Genomic DNA, 23,468 nt, shown 5'->3' on the forward strand with positions numbered 1-23,468 from the left:
ATAACAGATAGATCTGCCTCGGTCACCACCTCTACATCATCCTCAGGATCAGGATCATTGTCCACAGGCCCGTCAGGATCGTCAGGGCTGTCAGCCACAGCAACGTTTCTGATCATCGTGCCCGCTTCAACATCAGCAGGAACAAACAGTACCAGATTGATCGTCACCGATTCACCTGCTCCCAGATCTCCAAGATCCCAGTTGACCGTATTGCCCGTAAGCTCACCGCCGTTGTCCGTGGACACAAACTCCGTGAACTCAGGAAGCTCGTCGGATACCGTCACACCGGTAGCTGTGGCCGTACCCGTGTTGCTTACAGTAATCGTGTAGCTCAGCTCCGTGCCTGCTACTACTGTAGCAGATCCGGCTGTCTTTTCTATTTCAAGTTTGGCCCTCGCATCATTCTCCACTGTCACATCCTCAGGATCGGACTCTTTAGGCCCGTCAGGATCCGTTGGACTATCGACCACGGCAATGTTCCTGATCACCGTGCCGTCCTCAAGGTCTTCACCAACTGACACGATCAGCTCCAGTTCAATGCTCTGACCAGGGGTCATCGTGTCAAGGCTCCAGCTTACGGTGCCGCCGTCCTCTGTACCGCCGTTGTCGGCAGACACAAAGGTGGTTCCTGCCGGAAGCACATCGCTCACACTTACATCCTGCGCATCACTCGGACCGTTGTTGGTCACAGAGATCACATAGCGCAGGTTGCTTCCTGCCTGGACAAGGGATACATCGGCGGATTTTATAACAGATAGATCTGCCTCGGTCACCACCTCTACATCATCCTCAGGATCAGGATCATTGTCCACAGGCCCGTCAGGATCGTCAGGGCTGTCAGCCACAGCAACGTTTCTGATCATCGTGCCCGCTTCAACATCTGCCGGAACAAACAGTACCAGGTTGATCGTCACCGACTCACCTGCTCCAAGATCCCCAAGATCCCAGTTGACCGTATTGCCAGTAAGCTCACCGCCGTTGTCCGTGGACACAAACTCCGTGAACTCAGGAAGCTCGTCGGATACCGTCACACCGGTAGCTGTGGCCGTACCCGTGTTGCTTACAGTAATCGTGTAGCTCAGCTCCGTGCCTGCTACTACTGTAGCAGATCCGGCTGTCTTTTCTATTTCAAGTTTGGCCCTCGCATCATTCTCCACTGTCACGTCCTCAGGATCGGACTCCTTAGGCCCGTCAGGATCCGTTGGACTATCGACCACGGCAATGTTCCTGATCACTGTACCGTCCTCAAGGTCTTCACCAACTGCCACGATCAGCTCCAGTTCAATGCTCTGACCAGGGGTCATCGTGCCAAGGCTCCAACTTACGGTGCCCCCGTCCTCTGTACCGCCGTTGTCGGCAGAGACAAAGGTGGTTCCTGCCGGAAGCACATCGCTCACGATTACCTCCTGCGCATCACTCGGACCGTTGTTGGTCACAGAGATCACATAGCGCAGGTTGCTTCCTGCCTGGACAAGGGATACATCAGCGGATTTCATAACAGATAGATCTGCCTCGGTCACCACCTCTACATCATCCTCCGGATCCGGATCATTGTCCACAGGTCCGTCAGGATCGTCCGGGCTGTCAGCTACCGCTACGTTCCTGATCATCGTGCCCGCTTCAACATCTGCAGGAACAAACAGTACCAGATTGATCGTCACCGATTCACCTGCTCCAAGATCTCCAAGATCCCAGTTGACCGTATTGCCCGTAAGCTCACCGCCGTTGTCCGTGGAGACAAACTCCGTGAACTCAGGAAGCTCGTCGGATACCGTCACGCCGGTAGCTGTCGCAGTCCCAGTATTGCTTACAGTTATCGTATAATTCAGCTCCGTACCTGCTACCACTGTAGCAGATCCTGCTGTCTTCGTAATCGCCAGGGTGGCTAAATCAAGTTCACAATCCAAAAGAGTTATCGTGATACCAATTCTTTCAAGACTTTCACATCCATTTTCCGGATCAGTCTGGCTTGCAAAGTAAGTGACACCATCTTCCAGTAAAGTATTTATGGAAAGTGGCGTTTGATCTGATTCGCTGGCATACCATTGGATATTTTCACCTTCAATAGCTATTTGGGCCAAAGTAGCATTGTCTGAAGAGCAGAATTCCTGAATCAAAGCCGGAGCAGTAGGTGCCGGGGTAGTGAGAACCTCTACCAAAACAGCAAACCTTTCAATACTTTCACACTCTCCTTCTTCGGTTTGGCTAGCATAATATGTTTCACCACTGACAAGTGGAGTACCCGCTTCCAAAGCTTCCCCTCCTTCTTCAAGATTATACCATTGAATATTTTCTCCTGCAATGATAAGGTCAGCAATTGTAGGATTATCACTTTCACAGAAAGACTGCTCTGCATCTCCCGCAGGAGGAGCAGATCCGGTAATTGTAATTTCCAACAACCTTCTGTGGGAATCCAATTCGCAGCCAAACCTATCCACTTGGATATAGACATTAAGGGTTTCACCTCTTTCTAGTGCTGATATACTGGCAAGGTCAATTTCATCACCTCCTTCAGCTTCAGTAAACAGTCTTATTTCTCCACAATCATCCTCGTCCAATTCAATCGTTTCACCTTCACAGATTTCCAACTTCCAAATACCATCTTCCTCATCAAAAAATTCTCCTTCTATGCTGACATTCGGAATGGCTTCAATTTCAAAAATCCTGACTTCTTCAAGCACACTGGCTAAGCCACCGTATAAAACCCGGATCCTGTCGAAAGGTACTTCCGATACAAAAGAAAGTTCACCAGTAGAATTACCTGTCAACAATCTCAAGCTTAACAAAGAAGAACTTGCATCAATTGGTTCACCTACTGCCTCATTCCCCAAAAATCTCTGGATAATCAATCCTTCCAGTAAGGACAAGTCCAAAAGCCCTGTTGGAATCCCAATTGTAACTTTGAGACTGTCCCCTACCAAAATCGGGTAATTGTAAGCAACTTCCAGTTTACTGTAAACATTTACACCAACAGCGTTGGTGATTGAAGCGAAGGTAGTTAGGTCTCCATCAACTGCTCTTTCCGGATTAAACACCCCAGTCAATGAAGTGGCCACATCCAGTGCACCAATCAAGGAAACAAAACCGGTCTGCAGTTCCCGCACAACAGGTTCGCAGACAGAAGCATCCACACTGGCGATATTGGTATAAGCACCGTAGACCCGTACCACCTGATCAAAGTTCAAGATAGGGACTAAAGAAACCTTAACAGCATCAAATGAAACCGGCTGTCCGGAGAAATCTGTAGGGACAAAAGTGAAATTGAATTCATTTAAACCGTTCAATACTGATACCAGATTTACATCAGCAAATGTTCTATTACCAACTGGCTGACCATTATCAAACGGTTGGATATAGATGCCTGCAGCTAATTGCGCTGTACCTGCATATTCTCTACCTAGTTTTACGGTGACTGTGTTGCCAGCAGGCTGTTGAATATTCCATTTCAGAAATTGTGCGGTCTCACCTGTTAATCCAAGTAAAGTAGTCCCTACCGTTTCTTCCAATAGAGAAAAGGTAGACAAATCCCCATCTGCAGCATTGTTGGGATTAGTGACCGTTCCAAGTTGGATACCCAATAGGCTACTTGTAGTAAACTCAGTACCATCATTCGCAAATCCAGGCGAAAGCACCAAGGGACAATCTTCGAAATCCTGCACATTTACCGTTATGTCAAGGAAATTGGTACAATTATCACCTGTAGCAGAAACGCGGTATACATAAACACCTGGACTGTTAAAAGGTCCTGCTATACCACCTCCCTGGAAGGGTGCCCCATCCAAGGGAGTAATCTCGGTATCTACTTCCGTTTCATCTTCATTGAAAGCTACTGCCTCTGGAAGCTGTAATGATTCTCCAACCGGAAGGGTAAATACCTGAGAGCCGAGAATTGCTATTTGCGGATTATTGTCAACTTCTATGGTGACCGGAACTCTTGAAGATTCAACCGGACAGCCATCTCTTGAAGTTCCCGCATAATATACTGACCTCTGGGAAACATTACCGATATTAAATGTATTTCCCGTTTCCAAAATTTCACCACCTATAGGTTGGGCATACCAGTGTACAGTTTCATCAGCCTGACTTACTACGCTTATGGTTACATCATCCGTGGCACACACCACCAAATTAGCATCTTCCGGATTTTCATAAGTCGGTCTGCCTGGAGTCTGAAAGACTTCATGAATCCTAAGCGATTCGTTCGTCCCTACACTTAATACCCCATTAACTATTATTTCAAACCTGTCAAAAACTCCACCTGGCTGTATAGGTATGGTCACTACATTCCCATCTGCCAAAAGTCCCAAAAGGTCAATTTGTAACAGGCCAAGAATCTCTGTGTTTAAGGCAGCCAGGTTTTCGTCATAGATTAAATCAGTACCATTATAGGCCCTAAACTGAATGCTTCCAAGCAGGGTAAGGTCAAGGACTCCTTCCGTTCCACTTAAAGTAATTTGGATCTCATCATTTTCTATTGAAGGGCTTCCAAAATCAAAAAACTGGCTAAGACTACCTCCAAGGGACAACAAACCAGGACTAATGGTTGAATAGGTATCAATATCACCATCAATGGCATTTTCCAAATCATTCACCCCTACATTCCCTATATCAAGCAGATCCAGATTGAGTCCTGAGCCATCAAATGAAGTAAACAATGGACTTCCACAGGTATCTTCGTCTGCCAAGTGAAATGCATTATAAACGTCCAAAGTATATCCAGCAAAAAGACCTACTAAAGAAGTGGCTTCATTGGTTATTCTGATTCTGTTATAATCCGATCCTGGTCTAAGGGCCAAATAAAAATTACCGTCTTTGTCCTGAACAAGCCTGACTGCATCTATAGAAAATCCCTGATTGCTGTTTCTGGACAATACGGTAGTAGTATTATTTCTTGCTTCTACAGTAATTACCTGATTCCCTAAAATAATGGCACCCAAAACCCCCGAAAGGGCATCACCTAAGGAACCTCCAAGTAAGGCATTGAAAAGATTTTCATCTCCATCAATCTGGATATATGAAACACTTCCGGCAGGTCTTGTTTCCGGAAACTGAAGTTCCAAAACTCCTGTAACAGCCCCTGCCCCGATTAACAAACCTGGAGAAGAAACGGATCTGGCAAAACTTCCGGGATCATCATTCAGCGCATTTGACGCATTGTTTCCGCTATGTGAAAAATTGCTGGAAACAGTGATTTCATTGGCAAGAATCTTTGACTGGCTGTACGTTCTTTCATTTAAAAAGCACATAAAAATGAAAAGAAGTACAAAAATTTTGATTGGGGGTACAAAATATCTCATATGCTACTCGTTACGTATAAATCAAAAGTAACCACAAAAGGATAATTGGTTTATCTAAAAATTTCTATTGTTACCGAACGACATATTATTGTTAGGCAAATGAAAAAATATGCTATATAGTATTTTTATAAAATTTTTATCAAATAAACTAAACCTATAAGAACACTCAGAATAAATATTATTGAAAAAAAATCAGGTTTATTGAGGTAAACCATGAGAAAATAAAAAATCTTTTAGGTATATCCGCAATTATACCACTAGCCAATTTAAATAAGTGCCTATATAAATCCGATACTAATAGATATTGGATCCGCCTCGGGGGACAAGTTATCAATGAATAACTTGTCCCGGTTTATCGGGATTGGCTTGAAATCATAGGTTTGTTCCATTATTTAGGTTCTACTGGTAAGTAAGCGGATAATCATGAAATCTTTGAGGATTGGCCAAGCTTACTAGCCTCATTGAAAAAGATTTGCTTTGGAGACCACATCTTTAATTACCTGATCCAACGCTTCGGCAGAATCTTTCAGAGCATTTAGTAGTTCTTCCCGTTCTTCAGGTGTTACATCATTGTCGCATTTTAACAACCAAACAAGCCCAAGAATATTTGCTAATGGTGCTCTTACCCTATGAGATTGAATCCAAGCTATTTCTCTCAAAACCAAATCTTTTTCAGCAATTTCTTTAAAATGTTCATACTCTAAAGTAGTATCTTTTACAGTGCCAATTACACGGAATTTATCAGGGTCTCCATTGACAACTTTAATTGAATTCAAACTTAGGTAAAGTTGTTCTCCGTCACATTTTCTAAAATTCACAAATTGTGTGAAAGGAGTTTTCTCTTTCCCAAATATCCACTCCTTAAACTTTAAGAACTCTTCTGATTGACCTAAATTTCGAAAAAAATGCTCTAAACCATTTATACTGTATATAACCTCCATTTTATCTTTCCCAAAAATTTTAAACTCCGTTTCATTCCAGTGGATTTCTCCTGTAAAAGGATCCAATTCAAAAAATGACTCATTTGATGCTTCAAGGAAGTATTTAAAATACCTATTGAAAGCCTTTAGTCTTTGCCTGGAGGTGAACCTTTCAGAAACATCATTTCCAAAAAGAAGGTAAAGCTGTGTATCTCCAAACTGTCCTGTTTGATGTAGTGAATACTCCAAAGCGATTTTATTATGTTTTTGAACATTCAATTCCAAAAAATTGGCTTTAGATATTTCCCCTTTTTCCAACATAGCTTCTTCAAGGTTTTTTTTGGACTTTTCGCTTAAAAAATCTCCAAAGTTTATCTCATGCTCCTGTTCTATTGATAAAAGAGTGTTTGTATAATCGTTTTTCATAAAAACATTTAAGTCTTTATCAAACATCACTAAAACAGCCTTCATGTCTCTCATTATTTCGTCTACTGAAACAAATTCCAAAAAATTGAATAAGCTGGATCGAGTCATCCCTATAAATGTACATACTGAAATGGCAGTCATTGAAGAAGCAGTTATAGCGATATCTTCTATATCAAACAATGGAAGGAAAAACTGCGTGAAAAAGCCTGCCAAGGCTGGAATTGAGACCCCTGCGAATACCCATTTAACCTGACTTACCCGTTTTTCATTTTTGGATTTGCCCTTATTTCTATGAATATATACTCCCATCAGAAATAAAGCATAATACACCTGGCCCACGATCCATAATCTTTTGTAAAAATCAAGAGTTCCTGGTCTAACAACCGGAATATCTCCGAAAAAGGCATGATAATTAAAAGCAATTGGCTCAGGATGATTGATATACAACAAGTAAAATCCCAGTGTTACTCCATAATTAATTAAATAAAACAGCCTTTCTTTTCTAATCCTGGAGTGCACCAAATGAATCGTAAAATGAAGCAAAAAAGCTCCTAAAAATATCCATCCAACAGAGAGATAACCATCAATGACATATTTGCTTACAGTAGAAATTTTCAACCTAATCAACAACTCCTCTAATTGCCAAAAAATCAATGACAATAAAAACAGCAAAAACAGATTTGTTTTTTTATCAGCTGGCAATTTCATGTAAATAAAAAAACCTAAAATAAGGTTTAAGACCAAAGGAATCAGGACTAACAAGATGCTAAAGACATTTATCTCCATAGGTTAATTCTTGATTAATTTTATTGTCTTGACATGGCCAGGTGCTTGCAGATATAGTAAATAGACTCCTTTTGATAAATCATCAAGAAGAAAAATTCCGGTGATCTGATTATTCAATATGCCTTCTCTTAAAATTTTACCATTGATGTCTGTCAATAGGTATCTTTCATATCCAGTTTCCTCTTTACCTCCAACAATTTGAATTTGATTTTCGAAAGGGTTAGGATAAACCAAGGGCTCTGCCCCAAAACCCAGTTCCACATAAACCCTTACCAAGTGACTATAAAAAACCGATCCATTTAAATCAGTGTATTTTAGCCTATAATAATTATTCCCAGAGTTGAAATTCTTATCCAGAAATTGAATCAACTCTGATTTTTGTTTTTCTAATTCCACAACACTGATCGTCTCAAAATCAAGTGATTCATTTGCCCTTTCAATGTCAACTGTACCGCTTTCTTTTAAAATTTCACCTCTTATACTTATTGAATGATTTTCGACCCACCGGGCTGAAAAATCAACAACAAGCTCTATTGGAAGAATAATGGAAAGATTTTCGAATGAGACTTCTTCACTTGTAAAGCATCCCGAAGGTGTTCTATATTCGACATAAAACCTGTAAGCGTCAGGTCCATCCTTGTAGACTGGATTGTGGATTTCCAATATTTCACCATTTTCCAGGATATAAGTTACTCCGTCATCATCAACATGTCCATCAATCAAGGGCAAGAGCAATTCCTCATCCCAATACCAAATAAACTCTCCATGAAAATCCTCTTGGTACTCCGGTACTAACCTTACCACTCCTGCCCCTTCCGGATAAACAAGGTTGCCCCAAGAATCTATCATGGCTTCCCCCTGGGGATGTATTAGTATATGTTCTTGAACAGGATTTTCAAAAGCTAAAATTTGAACAAGGCCTCTGACAGATTCCTGGATGCAACCTTCCCGTCTTGCACTTACAAAAAGACTCCTACTTTCCTGGATTTCATCAAACAGAACCGGCTCCCCAGCAGAAGATGTCCCTATGTGGTTCCCACCTACAGGGGCATCATACCATTCAAAAAGCATTTCGGTCAAGGCCGGAGTAAGCACTGAAACCCCATCCCCTTGACAGATTTCATACTCCAAAGCAAAATCATCTGATTGTTCCGGAAACCCATAGGAAATGGATACATCATGCAGCCTGAAACCACCTATGGCATTGATCTCTACAAATGAGTTATAAGAGACAGATACCCTGTCAAAAGGACTCTCTATTTGCACAGGAATATGGACAAACCCATAATCTCCTAAAATCCCCAACAAATCCAATTCTGCTAAGCCAAGTAAAGATAAAACAGAATAAACATCCAAATATTGGCTATAGACAGAATTTCCGCCAAGGAAAGCTTCGATATGTATACTTTCAAGTGCATTTTGTAGTAACCCAACATTTGCCAATGAATTAGTAAAACTGAAAGCTAGGTTTAGATCATCTGATTGATCAGACGGATTGGAAAAATACACATGTTGGGTTAATCTGGAAGCCAAACCTACACCAATCAAACCTGAAGAGAATTCAGAATAAGTGCTGATATTCCCATCGATGGCATTTCCCAGGTTTTGATTTGATTGTAGCAATTCCAGGTTCAACCCTGAGCTTCCATCAAAAGAAGTGAATTCAGGTAAAATACAATTGCTCTCCGAAAAGTAAAATGCATGATAAACGTCAAAGACAAATTCACTTCCAATCCCAGCTACTGCACTGGCGGAATTGGTAATACGAACCCTGTCAAAAGCCAATGAAGGCGTAATAGCGATGTAATAATTACCTTCTTTATCTATTAAGGCCTTTGCCCTATCTCCTCCAAAGTCTGAGATACTTGTAAATGTACCTACACTTGTCGCCCCATTCCTTGCTTCTAGCGCTATTTCCTGATTACCCAATAGAACTGAACCCACTAAGCTGGAAAGACTTTCAGCAAGACTCCCTCCAATCAAAACATCCAACAAGCCGGGAGAGCTTCCTACCCTAATAAATACCGTGCTGTTTGCAGGTCTTAAAGTAGGAAACATTAATTCTATTGAGCCGTCATAGCTACCTAGCCCAAGAACTAAACCTGGGCTTCCTAAAAGCCTCGCGTAATTTTCTTCTTGTGAAACTGCGTTAGCCGGGTTTATAACCGAGGGTTTGTAGCAAGGAGATAAATTTAATGCACCGCAACCTATCAGTGAATATTGAACATTCCCAGAGGTAAAAGTTACCTGATTGGCATAAATCCTATCTGCACAAAAAGACCTGGACTCGGTAGCAAAAAAGAGACCTAAAGAAATAATTAATTTAACGAAGTTGATATTGAAAAAAAAGGACTTCATGCGCTTTAATAAGGAACTAAAGCCAATATATGAAGGTCAAATAGTTAATAAAAAACTCTAAAAATCCAGTAGAGAAAGGAGAAACAAAGTCCAAAAAGCAGGCTATATGATACATTATTACAGGTAAAAAACACCAGGTAAATCAGTGATTTTTAAATTGAATCTCATGATATTGTCATTAAATAACAATTTTTGGTTTCATAGCAACTCATTTTACCATAGGAAAATAAAATAAACGCTATTAACAAAAAAGAATTTTAAATATTGTAAATAAAAAATATATTGACTTTTAAATATAAAACAATTTCATATTCTAATAGAAAATTTTGTCCCCTTGTTTGGTGCTGAAGATACCTTTACTTCACCATCATGCTGAAAAACAAACTTTTCCACAGCTACCAACCCAAAGCCGGTTCCTTTAATATTTTCAGCATTTTTTGCTCTAAAAAATGGTTTGAAGATACTGTCAATTTCATTTGGAGGAATACCAATTCCATAATCTTCCACTTCTAATAAGATATGACCGTTTTTTTGTTCTACTCTTACGTCGAAGGGTTTATCATTTCCATATTTAATAGCATTATCAATCAAATTTTCAAGAACGCATTCCATCAATATCGGGTCCCAAAAAACTTCTAACTCAGGATCCAATTTTTTACTTAAATTCAGTCTTTCACCAAGATTAAATTTTCTAATAACCTGTTCGACAAACTTCCCTACATCAATCCTTTTCTTTTTTAAATTAAAGTTGCCTGATTCCATTAACTCTAGTTGTAATACTTCATTAACCAACCTGTTGAGCATGGTTATCTCCTTCTCTGTCTTTTCAATTTTGGTATTTAGTTTAAGTTTGACTTCATCATGTCCGCTAATATTTTTAGTGTAAATCTTCATGATATCCAAACTTGATTTCATGATAGTTAAAGGAGTTTTAAATTCGTGTGAAACAATAGATAAAAACTGAGATTTAAAGGAATTAAGGTTTCTTTCCTTTTCAAGGGCTTCTTCTAGCTTATTCTGATAATTTATCATATCAGTAGTATCATTCCCTATTCCTAATAGTTTAATGGCTTCACCGTTTTCATCTCTTATAATATCAAGAGAAAGGTCCAGCCACCTGACATTTCTTTCATTTTCAATTTTTTCCCGAACTTTTATATTCTTTTTGGTTGCTCCAATTGATTTTCTTTTTAAAATCCTTTTAACTAATCCGGTTATTTCCTCAGATACATTCGTAGTGAATATTTCTTCAAATGCAGAGGAATAAAACTCCACATTGAAATTTTCATCTAGGATAAAAATCAGGTCATTTGTATTCTTAAGAGTCGAACTTAGTAAAAATTCTTTTTCAGCCTTTTGTCTTTTTACTTCAGCACTCTCCTCTCTTAATTTAACAACATTGATCAAAGTTTTGTAAAATGAGATGACCAATTCTAATTCTTTTAGATCCTCTTGATCAAAATCACTGCTTTTGTTTGCCAGACCTATTAATCCTATTACATTTTCATTTTCTATAATCGGAATACCTAAAAAATTCTTAAGATTAGGGTGACCTTTAAATTCCCTTTCAATTTTTCTCCCTGAAGGAAAGTCATTTACGAGTATTACCTTTTTTTGCAGAATGCTGTCTTCAATAAAATTATCGGGATGCTCAAACAAAAATCCTTTATTTTTGAAAGAAGTAAACAGTTTAAAGGAATGACTTGACTGCTTTGAAAAATCTGTTACAGCGTCATATTTTAGTTTCACCCTTTCCCCAGGAAAAGTTCTGCCAATAAACCCCAAACTTGCTCCGGATTGCTTCATTATAATGTCAAGTAATTCTGAAAAAGGCTCCGAAAAATTTTCAGCAATTAAAAATTTCTGTTGTACCTCAACCAAGTCTTTTAAGAGATTGTTGGAATCTCCCAATTTTCTTTTTGTTTTTACAAGTTGGTTTACATCAACAAGGTTAATTGAAACACAATCAGTACCATCAATTGGGACTTTGAGCATTTCAACTTTATACCAATTAGGAAATCCTGGACCAAGATTCAAAAGAACTGTTTCACAGTAAAAATTAATTTCACCGGTTAGCCAATCCATTACTTTTAAAAATGCATCCTCCTCAACGAAAAAATCTGATAATGCAAAACCTTTGCCTAATTCAGAAAAATTAAAAGGCACTCTCTCTAAAAGAATTTGATTAGCAATGAGGACATGTTCAAGATTGTTATCAAAAATCACATAAGGATTAGGAAAATTTTCAAGATTCTGTAAAATGGCTTCCCATGTCAGCGAATAATCCCTTCTTCCCTGTTTGTAAAAAAGATACCCTTTAACCTGATTTGCTGATTTGTCCAGCCAAAATACATCCCTGACTTCAAGATACTTACCAGTAATTTTTAAAATAGCTTCATCAGAACAATCATTTTCTGAACTAAGTCTAATTCGTTTCGGAATAAAGTTCTGCCTGTCAAAACCAACTAAATTTTTTTCAAAAGTTTCCAAATTGATCATTACATCCTTAATACCTGTTCCAAAAGTGTAAAGCAGCCTTTGACCAATTTTCAATAATTCACCAGTATTCAAATCAAAAACATAATCCTCATTACTAAGTTGGCTAAACATTTCAATGTAATTAATTTAAATTTTCAAATTTTATAATAATCCACTATGCTATCTTAATTCGTAAGTTAATATAGTTATTAAAGAGCATCAGGGGGCATGTAATACAAATATTAATTTAACAAATATGTACTTTAATTAGAAAAAGTTAATTTGCGGTCTCATATCAGTTACCAACCTACAAAAAAACGTTATGAAAAGTAAAATTCTATTAATTGAGGATAATGCATTACTTTCAGAAACAGTCAAAGAACTTTTGGAACTTTCCAGTTATAAGGTCGTATCTACTCTAAAATCCGGTGAAAATATTGATCATCACCTTTCACTCCAGAATCCTGATTTAATTCTTATGGATATAAGAATTGAAGGAAATCTTGATGGGATTGAATTGGCAAAAGTCATCAAAGGAAAAGCAGAAGTACCCATTATTTTTATTACTTCTTTTTCAGATTCCCAAATAATCGAAAGGGTAAAAGAAATCAAACCTGAAGGTTTTATCCTCAAGCCATTCAGTCAGGAAACATTGACTACCACAATCGAATTGGTCTTGAGTAAATTTTATACTGAAAACGAAAACTACGGACACCATAAATCTTCTAATAAAATGGATGACACTTTTTTTATCCGAGACAGAGGATGGCTGAGAAAAATAAAAATACATGATATCCAATATATAAAAACAGAGGGTACATATACCCATATAATTACCGAATCAAAAAGTTTTACCCTCAGAAGTCCAATTAAGGACATTGCACCAAATCTACCTGAAACTGATTTTAAGCGAGTCCACAAATCATATATTGTAAATGTCAATCGGATTGATGCTGTTTCTGCCAAAGAATTGAAAATCAATGAGGAAATTATACCGATAGGAAGAAATTATCATGCTGATCTCCAGAAAATGATCCAAAAACTCAATGATTCTGAATGATTAAATTCCGGTGAAATTATTCTAAAGGATTTATTACCAACATAATAAAACTTTGGTATCCATTTACAAACCCAACTAACTTAAAGAAAATACTTAAACTCTTATGAGGCTTACTTTTTTTTGGATTTTTAAAATGTTAACACCCGTTGAATGATGATTTGTCAACTAAAGGCTAATTAGGAGAATGTCAATTCGAGCTCAAAGCATGACTGGACTACAATTTATGGAGATGATGGGGCTTTTGGGAATGAAGCACTGGAACTTTCAGGGTTTGAATTTAAGATCTTTAAATCCAGCATTGATTAAATCTGAATCTATCCAAAAACAAAAATTCGGAAGTAACATTTGGAACATCTGCCATTCGCATATATCATATTTTTAGTGAAAAAAAATTTAGTGAAAATAAGTGACAGGAGGCCAAGAAAGAAAAATCAAAGAAAGTGATTCTTTTAAATATCCCTCTTTAGCCACCTGTTCACTTCAACAAACCAAGTCTATGATTTTATTACCACATCAGAAATTTCCAAACTTCTTCCTTTAGGCAAATCAGTCATTTTTCACTACTTCATAGCTGATCTCTCCTGGTACTTTCCAATCCATGGTAATGGTATAATTTCCATCTTCGGATATAGGAATGTCAGCACCATCCGGGTCCAGTATACCATCCAGACCGGTATCTCCATAATTGAAGGCCCAATCTTCGGCTCTGAATTTAAAATTACCTTCAACCAGATCAATGGTAATGGTCAGCACGTTTTCATCAGAATCAAAATCCATAGGAGTATCTCCGTCCCATCCCAATGGAGTGGCGTCACCTATTATTCCCCACCTTCTTCTTGTTCCGATTTCATAGGTAAGGCTGTTCAGATCAACCTTTAACCTAAATGTTCCGAAAGGTTCTGAAATCACAAAGTCAGGACCGTCTCTTTCCAGAGTACCGTTTGCCCCACCATAATTTATATCCCAGTTGGGCTCTTCAGTCACTTTGAAAGCTCCGGAACCTCCCAGGATATGCACATAGCCTTCAAAAATATTATCATTATTAACTGAATAGATCACGGTATTTTCATTCTCGGGAGACCAACCTTGATAATCACCTGGCACAAACATTTTGGCAAATACCAATGCTTCGGAAAATGGTGTAACTGAAATATTGGATACCGAAGAAAATACAGGTTCCACAGCATCTCCAACGCTGGCACGAACCCTGACATCCATCTGAATACTTTCATCAGGGTCATATCCTCTTCCTATCAACCTTTGGTTCAGGGAGGCTTCAGAAATACTTATATCCGAACCATTGGAGGTGCCCACGTCCAGAGGATTTTGGAACGAAGTGCCTGATTCAGCTAACTGAACGGTATAGCTCACCGCTGCGGAATACCCGAAATCTGCTGGATCAAAACTAAATACCAGATCCTGGGAACCTGTTTCTTCCGACAATACAATTGATTGCCCTGATGCCGGACTATTCAAAACCGGAATACCTGGATTATCTGAGATAACTGTCCTTTCTTCTTCTGTACAGCTCCATACTGCTACAGCTCCCAATAGAAGTAAGAATAATATATTAAGATTTTTCATAAGATTTCCCATTTGTTAATATCCTGGATTCTGTTGTAATGTTGGATTTGCTATCAGATCTGCCTGTGGTAGTGGGTAAAGGTCTCTGAATTCAGGAACAGATGTACCTTCAAAGACTCCACCTTTCCACTGCCATATATAGGCTCCACCTGTAAACCTGCCATAACGGATCAAATCCGTTCTTCTAGTAGCTTCCCATTTCAGTTCTCTGGCCCTTTCATCTAAGATAAAATCAAGGTTAAGGTCACCTGAAGAGATATTTCCCTCTGAATTCCCGTAAGCTCTTTCTCTTAAAGCATTGATATAATCGAGTGCCTGTGATTCGGTGCCTCCTGAGCCTCCACGGAGAACCGCTTCGGCATACATGAGATAAGCATCTGCCAATCGGAATAATGGAAAGTCCACACTGACGTGGTCACTTACCGGACCGTCTGGCCTGTCTTCTGTGTCTCTGGTTATATTTCTGAATTTAAGGACTCCGTACCCATCCTGAAATGTGCTGATGGAAACAATATCAATCTGTTGTTCATCAGTATGGAACCAACCTCTGGCATCTGGGGTACCATCAGTTCCTGGATAAAGCCTTACGATTTCCGGTCTTGTCCGCATTCCCTGCCAACCCCCAGGAACACCAAAGCTGTAAAAGTTTCGCATGGTCCCCCCTATGGCTGCATTGACCAGAAAAGTTGCTCCACCCCAAGACATGGTACTTGCCTGATCAAATGATATAGGGAAAATGATCTCAGGAGACTGATCATTATCTGCAAAGAAGAGGTGGTTGTAATCCGGCTCTAGTGAGTATCCGGCATTTAATACTTCATTTAGCTGGGCAATTACCTCAGAATACCTTTGCTGGCCTGTATATACTTCTGCATTGAGGTACATTTTTGCCAAAAGCATTCTTGCCGCAGCCTGATCTGCTCTTGCATACTCATTCTGTCCGGCAGGTACTAGATTGGGTATGACATCCAACAATTCAGATTCAATGTAAGAAAACAGGTCTTGCCTATTGATCTGCTCAGGAAAGAAGGATCCAACGGCATCCTGCTCCGTGACGAATGGCACATTACCAAATAAATCCAAAGCATGATAATAGCTCAATGCCCTTAAAAACCTGGCTTCCTCTCTGTACAGTCTTGCTGTCTGCTGGTTGGCCTCAGAAATACCTCTGCTATCGAGGTTCTCATCACTTAGCTCCCTGATAAACTCATTGGCCAAGGTAATCTGATAGAAAATTCTATAATACATGGCAGCAATAAAGCCATTGTCTGAAGAGAAGGTAAGGGTATTCAAAGTAGGAAGCCCTTCATCGTTCCAGGATATTATAGCTTCATCGGTAGGCAATTCCTGCAACTTCCAAAAAGCCCTTAAATAAGTAGATGCTCCTTCATCCTGTCCACCTATATCCCCACGTCCATCAGGGCCAGATTGTCCACTGGTTGCAAGCCCTGCATACATTTTGGCCAATACCTGTATGTAGTTATCAAAGTCCTGATATACCTGAACTGAGGTAAACTCCCCGAAAGGTTCAAGGTCAAGATCTGTACATCCTCCGATGCCGAATATGGTCACCAGAAGTATTGCTGTCTTTTTGATAAATTTATTTTTCATTTTTTCTGTCTTTTTCATGAATCCTTAATTCAAATGAGATTTCATGTTTAAATCAAAAACCAAAGTTTACTCCGAAAGAGATTATCCTAGGAAAAGGGTAGAAATTATTGTCTATCCCTCCAGGAATTTCCGGATCTATTCCCGAATACCCAGTAATCACAAAGGCATTCTGTACAGTGGCATTCACCTGGAGGTTGACCCTTGAAGCGAAGACATTTCCGAAGTTATACCCGACGCTGATGTTTTCCATTCTCAAAAACGAGGCGTCTTCAAGGTAGTGGCTGGATCTCAGCCTGTAGTTTTGAAAATTCGTTTCCAAAACATCCGAAGTCATATTGATCAGATAATCAGGGAATCTTAGGCTTTGATAGGCACCATTCGCAGATCTGACATTGTTGTATACTGTCTGACCTATATTGCCTCTTAGCACAAATCCAAAATCCCAATTCCTGTATCTAAGCTGGGAATTGAACCCGAAAAAATACCTTGGATCAGGGAATCCTCTTCTGATGAGATCCTGTTCATTGACTATTCCGTCCCCATTTTGATCCACATATACATTTTCCAGAGGAGCACCATCTGTTCCATATACCTGCTCCCATACATAAAATGAGTTGGGCTGAAAGCCTACTGTCTGTACCTGGATCGTGTTGCCGGTTCCTCCTCCTATTGAACCAACAAGAATCCCAACTGCATCCTCTTCCACATTACTCAGGCTGAGGATATTCACCCTGTTGTAGGTGAAGTTGGCACCTATATCCCAATTAAGTTCATTTGTACGGACGACATTATATGTCAGGCCTGCCTCAAAACCATAACTTTCTATGTTCCCTACATTCGTGAAAAGCTGATTGGTAAGGTTGGTGCCTGCAGGAACAGGTATGACGGCAAGAAGGTCATTGGTCACCCGGTAATAATAATCCAGGCTACCATAAAACTTTCCATTAAAAAATTCATAATCCAATCCGGCATTGTAGGTTACGGTCTCTTCCCATTTGATGTTTCTATCATACCCTTCTGGCCTTAATGTGTTGAAGAAGTTATTCCCAAACCTGTACCTTGCCGCATCATCACTGAAGGTATATCTGGGAAGGAAAGGGAAAAAAGAGCCAATATCCTGCTGACCGGTCACTCCATATCCCAACCTTAACTTCAGGTCTGTGATGGCGTTGTTGTTGATAAGAAAATCTTCCTCACTTACCCTCCATGCTGCTGCCACGGATGGAAAAACTCCCCATCTGTTTTCCTGGCTGAATCTTGAAGATCCATCTGTCCTTAGTGTCGCGGTGAGGAGATACCTATCTTTGAGGCTATAGTTAACCCTTCCAAAGAATGAAATAAGCCTATATTGGGGTCTGGTTTCCACTCCAGCCGGTTCAAGTACCGTGCCTGCTTCATTTATTCTTGGAAATGCCGGGTTTTCGATCAGGAAATCCTGCCATGAATACCCTGCAGTTGCATCGAGTCTACCTGCCCTCCCAAGGTCTTTCACATAGTTCAAGTAGAAATCTGCCAGTAGGTTTCTCTTATTTTGAGCATAGTCCAAGAGCGAACCGCCTTCATTTACACCTGCTGCGGATGAAGATGGTATGACTACCCTTCCCTCACTTTGACTAATGTCATATCCAAGGTTCAAGTTGGCCCGCAATCCATCAATAAATGGCAGGGCATAATCCAGTTGTAGGTTTCCTATACTTCTTTTAACTTCACCTCTGTCATCCCTTTGCTCCAGCAAACCAAGTGGATTTCTTGGAGCCAAGGTCTGAGGGGAGCCATCTTCATTTAACCATTCCCAATACCCTCCAAAACCTTCAGGATCATAAATGGGCTGTGTTGGGTCAAAAATTGCTGCCGCCCCTATAGCTCCCTGATCAGCAAATTGGCTGTAGGAATAAGTACCTCTGACATTAAAGTTGATCTTCAACCTATCATCTAGCAATGAGGGGGTCAAGCTCAGGGCTGCCGTTGTCCTGTTTAGGTTATCTCTTCTTAGCACACCGTTCTGTTCCAGGTTTCCTACCGAAAGTCTGTACGGGATGTTGTTAATGGAACCACTTAAGCTTACATTATTGTCAATACTTATCGCATCCCTAAAGATCACATCCTGCCAGTTGGTACTTTCAGAGCCGATTAAAGCTTGTTGGGAAGGGGAAGCCTGTGCAGCTACCGCATCCCTATACTGATCAGCATTGAGTACATCTATGTTATTGGCAATTTGGGAAACCGATACCAGAGAACTCACATTAAGACTGAGGTCCTGACCTTTTTTCCCTTTTCTTGTAGTGATCAAAATCACGCCATTGGAAGCCCTTGAACCGTAAATAGCCGTTGCAGAGGCATCTTTCAGAACATCAAAAGTTTCAATGTCATTTGGGTTGAGAAAACTTAATGGATTTGCTGCACCTGCAACTGAAGAATTGTCAAGCGGTACCCCATCAATGACAATCAATGGATCGTTATTGGCATTTAGAGAGGAGCCGCCCCGAATCCTTATCCTACCCCCAGCTCCCGGAGCTCCGGAATTGGGAGTGATCTGTACCCCGGCAATTTTTCCTGTTATGAGCTGTTCGGCATTAGTAACCTGTCCCACATTGAAATCTTCACGTGTCACTGAACCCACAGACCCAGTAATATCGGATTTCCTTTGCGTACCGTAGCCAATTACAACAATTTCATTCAGCTGGGCAGTTTCCGGGTCCATGTTAACTGTAATGTCCGATTGGTTACCTACCCTAGCCTCCCTTCTCCCGTACCCTATAAAGGTGAATACGAGGATGTCTTCAGATGAATTTACATTGATGGAAAAAGCTCCGTCAATGTCTGTAATCACGCCTATGTCAGTTCCTTTAACAGTTACATTTACAAAGGGCATTTCTTCCCCTGAGTCACTGTCAAACACCTTACCTGTCACTGTCCTCTGCTGTGCACTCAGTTGCTGAGCAAACAGCGTCAGTAGCATGATTACTGCAATTTTGATGGCAGTAAAGTCTTTACGCATATTTTGTATATTTTAGGTTATTGTAATGATTGTATTCTTTACATACTTCAGTCTGGCTGAATCCAAATCTTACCTATTTTTATCTGGTAAGCACCGTTACTTTCCATTTCTCCTTCAGTCTGGTCAAATTTTATCTGTAGCTTTTCAATATTATCCCAATTCAAAGATCCCCCGGATATCCTCGCTTTGGTATAAAGCGGCATAAAGCCGGGGTATGGCCTTGGCAACAATACTGCTTTTGTTTCTTTGAGATCATCCAGTGATACTTCATGCTTCTCCAGCTCCCCTGACAGATTCACCTCAGCCACATATGCCCTTCCTTCAGAATCAGTCAAGCCAATTTCAATGGTTTTGCTTTCCTTTCCTTCCACCTTAGCTTCTAGGATTATTTTCGCAAAACCGGATGCAACAGGGGCTCTGTTGTCAAGGCTTTCTTTGATAGAATGTTGGACTGCTATAAGATCATTTTTGGAGGGATTTTTCACCTGTAGCCCCAGCAAAAGATCTCCTGTTCTTTGTCCTGCTGATAAGGCAGTTGCAAATCCCGGATCATAATTAGGATGGTATTGAATACCCTTGTGATGTGCTGGGTCAAAAAGCAATACTTCTGCTGCTTCCGAAGAAACAAAAACCCTGTACGGTTCAGGTATTTCAGAGTACCATTCCAGATCATCTTTTGAAATTGCTCCAGGGTATATCAGGGTATCATTAGCTGTTTCCACTTTAATCCTATACTCAAATATCCCTGAAGGAAACTGATCTTTGTTGACCATGGCAACATATTTATACCCATCATCATGCTCCATTTTGGTTTCCATTTTCCTGCCCTGTCCATTTCTATATTCCAAAACCACCTCCATAGGATCATTAGAAAAAACAATGGCTTTGATATCGAGATCCCTAGAATCAAGAACCTCTATAGGTGCTTCATGGAAGACATATACTTTTTGAAAGTCAGGATCCATGGCTTTGAATTCCTTGATTCCAATATTTCCTATTTTGGTATTTTCTTCAAATTCAAAATTTTCACCTTGAGCTAAAAGCAAATAGGTACCCGGTTTAATATTAAACCTCCCACCCTCGACTTCGGTGCTAAAACTGTTCCCCTCATTTAAAGGTAAGACCTGAAAGTCCTGCTTTAGCTCCTCAATAGACAATTGCATTTGATGGGTATCCCATTTGAGAACTGCTACATCCCTTTCGGGAGAAGTTCTTGCAAAGGGATCTCTTATCAGAATGGCATCAGGGTAAACCTCCAATCTCCAGGCGCCACTTCCCAATTTATCCAGAAAGTAAGCTCCAGATCCATGGTACCTGACAAGGTGGGATGATCCTGTACCTGCAATCTTCTTCAATTGCTCAGGCTTTGGGGCCACACTTTGGGTATGGCCTGTATATATAAATTCTTCATCAGAGATCCACTCACTGCTGTTTTCTTCAAAGCTTACAGATGCGTTTCCAAACTTATTGTTATCAGGGTAGTCCCCAAAACTTTCCCTAATTCCAGTCTGTGTAAATACTTTCGCGGCTATCATCATGCTAATGGCCTTAGCAGGGGTATAGAGCAGATTTAGGTAATGTGTTTGATATTCCGTATTGTCATTGGCTATATGCATGGGGTCATAGGCAAATTGGGTTGCCCATTGAAAGCCAGCTTCCCTGAAACTCCTGGCCATTGCCGGGTACATATATGGCCCCATTATATCGGCTGCATCAAATTCATAAACCATAAGTGGCTTGCCTGAAAATTCAGGAATAGAGTCAAATGGAATGGTGTAGGCATTAACATGATGAAGGTAATTTTCCTTTAATGTCCTACCTGAAACCAATCCAGACGGATACCACTGAAAGCTAAAACCATCAGCTTTGGATCTGGCCACAGCATCAGCATAAGAAGGATTCTGAGCAATGTTATAAAAAATCGGCTTAATAAAACCGGCCTCTTTGACGGCATGGTAAAGGCTATTGATGTAGGAGGTAACACCTTCTGCTGAACCACTATGGGCTGGCTCATTGTTGATTTCCACAGCAATTATTGCGGGATCATCTTTGTAGGCTATTCCGGTATAAGGGTTGACATGGTTCAAAAACTGCTTTAAATAGTTCTCTTGGGCCTTGATGGCTTCCTGATCTGTGGTCAGACGGGATCTTCCATAATAATGTGAAAATCCAGGAGTTTCATAGTTAGGTTCAGGGTAGCCGTTACCCCAAAATGCTATGGGTGTGATGATAGCCTTTATATTTCTTTTCTTTAATTCTGCCAATAGAAAATCAAAAAGGCGAAGGTGTTCATTCTCTAGTAAGTTCCCCTTGACATCGGAAATTTCAGTATCCCAAACATGAACCCGGAAGGCTGAAAAACCAAGCCTTGCCATATGATAAACATCTGCGGTGATACTTTCTTCAATGTTAATTTGTTTCCTGTTCAAGGCCCTGTATCCATAAGCAAAGGGAGAGGAATAGTTGACTCCAAAGAAGGAAGCTTCCAGGCCATCACTTTCCCAGACAAGAAGTCCCTCATCACTTATCCGCACAATGTCCTCCATTCTATTCTGGTTTTGGGAATACCCCGGCAGAACCTGAAACAGCAAAGCAGGTAAGAAAAAGAATATGGGTACTATCTTCTTAATATCATTCATGGATTGATTTTATATTTATTATTCACCAAGTTCACATAATCAGCTCCTTCATGGAGATTTCCATCAAAGTCAAAAAAAGTACAGTTTTCCCAGGAAGAACCTGTTCCCCATAAATCTTTCATATCAGAAGATATCCATCCTGGCTCCCAATAGATGATACCCAAGCCACCTGCATTAATCATACTTTCGGACATACTAACCATGATTTCTCTTTGTCCCTCAATGGTATAAGGAAAGCCGGGAAGAGGAGCTTGTCCCCCAAAAATATTAGTATAGTCATCGTTACCTTCCAAAGTCCACGGATAGGCGGTTTCCAGCATCATTATATCCTTAGCGAATCTTGATTTGATACGGGAAACAGCACTTTCCAACTGGTTTAGGGAAATCGCGGTATGCCATAAGGGATAATAGGAAAAGCCAATAATATCAAAATCCACTTCACTGGGCGATCCGGTAAAATTTTCAAACCACCAGTCCAGATTTTCGGGATCGGCCACATGAAAAATAACTTTGGTTTCGGAATGACCGGCAGCATCATGAACTGCATTTACAGCAGCTTTTGTTACTGATTTAAAATTCTGCCAGTTCCCCTCACAGACGTTCAGCTTAGGGAAGTTCTCCGGTGCATCGGTAAATAACATACCGCAGTTGGTTTCATTACCTATCTGAACATATTCAGGGAAAAGGCCTTTTGATCCTAGATATTTCAGGGTCTTGTAGGTATATTGATAAATGGAGTCCTGTAGTACTTCAAGACTTTCTATTTCCCTCCATGCTGCTGGAATTTCCTGTCTTCCAGGATCAGCCCAAACATCTGAATAGTGAAAATCAAGGAGAATTTCCATTCCTTCAGATTTTGCCTTATCTATGGACGATTCGACATCCTCTAAGTCATTATATAGAGGTGTTTCCCTACCATAAATTTCAGCTGTCCATAGTGGATTATGCCAAATTCTAAACCTGGCCAATTGTGTTCCGGCTTCAGCAAATATCCTGTAGGGGTCCTGTTGTTCTCCACCTACACTGTAAATTCCTCCGTGATCCAGAATTTGGTTGAGATAGGAAAGATCTGCGCCAAATAAAAAATCCACTTCCTGATCATGCGGTTCCTCCACTTCAGGAGTTTGTCCAGTATCTTGATCACATGCCATGCACAGTATTGCAACAATAAGAACAAAATAAAAAGCCTTTTTTATTCCGGTCATTGGGTTTGGGTATTTTGGGTTTGCTTTCCTGACAATAGTCTTGGAAAGTAGATACTCAAAAGTACTTTTTATTGAGTCCAAGCATCGATTCAAATCGTACAGATAA

At 40.2% G+C, this 23,468-nt stretch carries 10 protein-coding genes and 1 pseudogene; 1 reads left to right on the top strand and 10 read right to left on the bottom strand.

What is annotated here, in order from left to right:
* From EGN73_RS22555 to EGN73_RS16330, 5 genes and pseudogenes are all read right to left on the bottom strand, one after another.
* On the bottom strand, positions 1 to 5,246 hold a 5,246-nt coding region (locus EGN73_RS22555; RefSeq protein ID WP_246611629.1), incomplete at its 3' end, for an Ig-like domain-containing protein.
* A gap of 509 nt (positions 5,247 to 5,755) precedes the next feature.
* Entirely contained in the window at positions 5,756 to 6,688 is a 933-nt protein-coding gene (locus tag EGN73_RS16320; RefSeq protein ID WP_219292358.1) for a hypothetical protein, read from the bottom strand.
* Positions 6,689 to 6,736: 48 nt separating this feature from the next.
* A pseudogene (locus tag EGN73_RS22840) lies at positions 6,737 to 7,429 on the bottom strand (histidine kinase N-terminal 7TM domain-containing protein); the annotation flags it as partial.
* Between the two features lie 3 nt (positions 7,430 to 7,432).
* Positions 7,433 to 9,787 carry a T9SS type A sorting domain-containing protein gene (locus EGN73_RS16325; RefSeq protein ID WP_219292363.1) on the bottom strand — a complete coding sequence of 785 codons (2,355 nt, stop codon included), beginning with the start codon at positions 9,785 to 9,787 and terminating at the stop codon, positions 7,433 to 7,435.
* A 306-nt stretch (positions 9,788 to 10,093) separates the two neighbouring features.
* Positions 10,094 to 12,397, bottom strand: coding sequence for a GAF domain-containing sensor histidine kinase (locus EGN73_RS16330; RefSeq protein ID WP_219292366.1), 2,304 nt, complete (start codon positions 12,395 to 12,397; stop codon positions 10,094 to 10,096).
* 190 nt (positions 12,398 to 12,587) lie between these two features.
* Between EGN73_RS16330 and EGN73_RS16335 the strand changes: the two genes are divergently transcribed.
* A complete protein-coding gene (locus tag EGN73_RS16335; protein ID WP_219292369.1) occupies positions 12,588 to 13,325 on the top strand; it encodes a LytR/AlgR family response regulator transcription factor in 738 nt (245 codons plus the stop codon).
* A 546-nt stretch (positions 13,326 to 13,871) separates the two neighbouring features.
* On the opposite strand, the gene EGN73_RS16340 is transcribed toward EGN73_RS16335, so the two are convergent.
* Genes EGN73_RS16340 through EGN73_RS16360 form a run of 5 tightly spaced genes read right to left on the bottom strand, consistent with a single transcriptional unit; the run spans position 13,872 to position 23,362 of the window.
* Positions 13,872 to 14,909 carry a SusE domain-containing protein gene (locus tag EGN73_RS16340; protein ID WP_219292372.1) on the bottom strand — a complete coding sequence of 346 codons (1,038 nt, stop codon included), beginning with the start codon at positions 14,907 to 14,909 and terminating at the stop codon, positions 13,872 to 13,874.
* 15 nt (positions 14,910 to 14,924) lie between these two features.
* Positions 14,925 to 16,520 (bottom strand): RagB/SusD family nutrient uptake outer membrane protein, encoded by a 1,596-nt coding sequence (locus EGN73_RS16345; RefSeq protein WP_200862453.1) that lies wholly within the window; start codon positions 16,518 to 16,520, stop codon positions 14,925 to 14,927.
* A gap of 52 nt (positions 16,521 to 16,572) precedes the next feature.
* A complete protein-coding gene (locus tag EGN73_RS16350; RefSeq protein ID WP_219292375.1) occupies positions 16,573 to 19,518 on the bottom strand; it encodes a SusC/RagA family TonB-linked outer membrane protein in 2,946 nt (981 codons plus the stop codon).
* Positions 19,519 to 19,565: 47 nt separating this feature from the next.
* Positions 19,566 to 22,157, bottom strand: a complete 2,592-nt coding sequence (locus EGN73_RS16355) for a glycoside hydrolase 5 family protein (protein WP_219292379.1) — start codon at positions 22,155 to 22,157, stop codon at positions 19,566 to 19,568.
* Entirely contained in the window at positions 22,154 to 23,362 is a 1,209-nt protein-coding gene (locus EGN73_RS16360; RefSeq protein ID WP_219292382.1) for a glycoside hydrolase family 53 protein, read from the bottom strand. The genes EGN73_RS16355 and EGN73_RS16360 overlap by 4 nt, the downstream gene beginning before the upstream one ends.
* Between the last annotated feature and the right edge of the window lie 106 nt (positions 23,363 to 23,468).

The sequence above is a fragment of the Arthrospiribacter ruber genome, assembly GCF_019343195.1.
GTDB classification, from domain to species: Bacteria; Bacteroidota; Bacteroidia; order Cytophagales; family Cyclobacteriaceae; genus Arthrospiribacter; species Arthrospiribacter ruber.

Excerpts from the sequence above, each read along its gene's own strand:
- EGN73_RS16320 (WP_219292358.1), bottom strand. The coding sequence starts at position 6,688 with ATGAAGGCTGTTTTAGTGATGTTTGATAAAGACTTAAATGTTTTTATG.
- EGN73_RS16325 (WP_219292363.1), bottom strand. The coding sequence starts at position 9,787 with ATGAAGTCCTTTTTTTTCAATATCAACTTCGTTAAATTAATTATTTCT.
- EGN73_RS16330 (WP_219292366.1), bottom strand. The coding sequence starts at position 12,397 with ATGTTTAGCCAACTTAGTAATGAGGATTATGTTTTTGATTTGAATACT.
- EGN73_RS16335 (WP_219292369.1), top strand. The coding sequence starts at position 12,588 with ATGAAAAGTAAAATTCTATTAATTGAGGATAATGCATTACTTTCAGAA.
- EGN73_RS16340 (WP_219292372.1), bottom strand. The coding sequence starts at position 14,909 with ATGAAAAATCTTAATATATTATTCTTACTTCTATTGGGAGCTGTAGCA.
- EGN73_RS16345 (WP_200862453.1), bottom strand. The coding sequence starts at position 16,520 with ATGAAAAATAAATTTATCAAAAAGACAGCAATACTTCTGGTGACCATA.
- EGN73_RS16350 (WP_219292375.1), bottom strand. The coding sequence starts at position 19,518 with ATGCGTAAAGACTTTACTGCCATCAAAATTGCAGTAATCATGCTACTG.
- EGN73_RS16355 (WP_219292379.1), bottom strand. The coding sequence starts at position 22,157 with ATGAATGATATTAAGAAGATAGTACCCATATTCTTTTTCTTACCTGCT.
- EGN73_RS16360 (WP_219292382.1), bottom strand. The coding sequence starts at position 23,362 with ATGACCGGAATAAAAAAGGCTTTTTATTTTGTTCTTATTGTTGCAATA.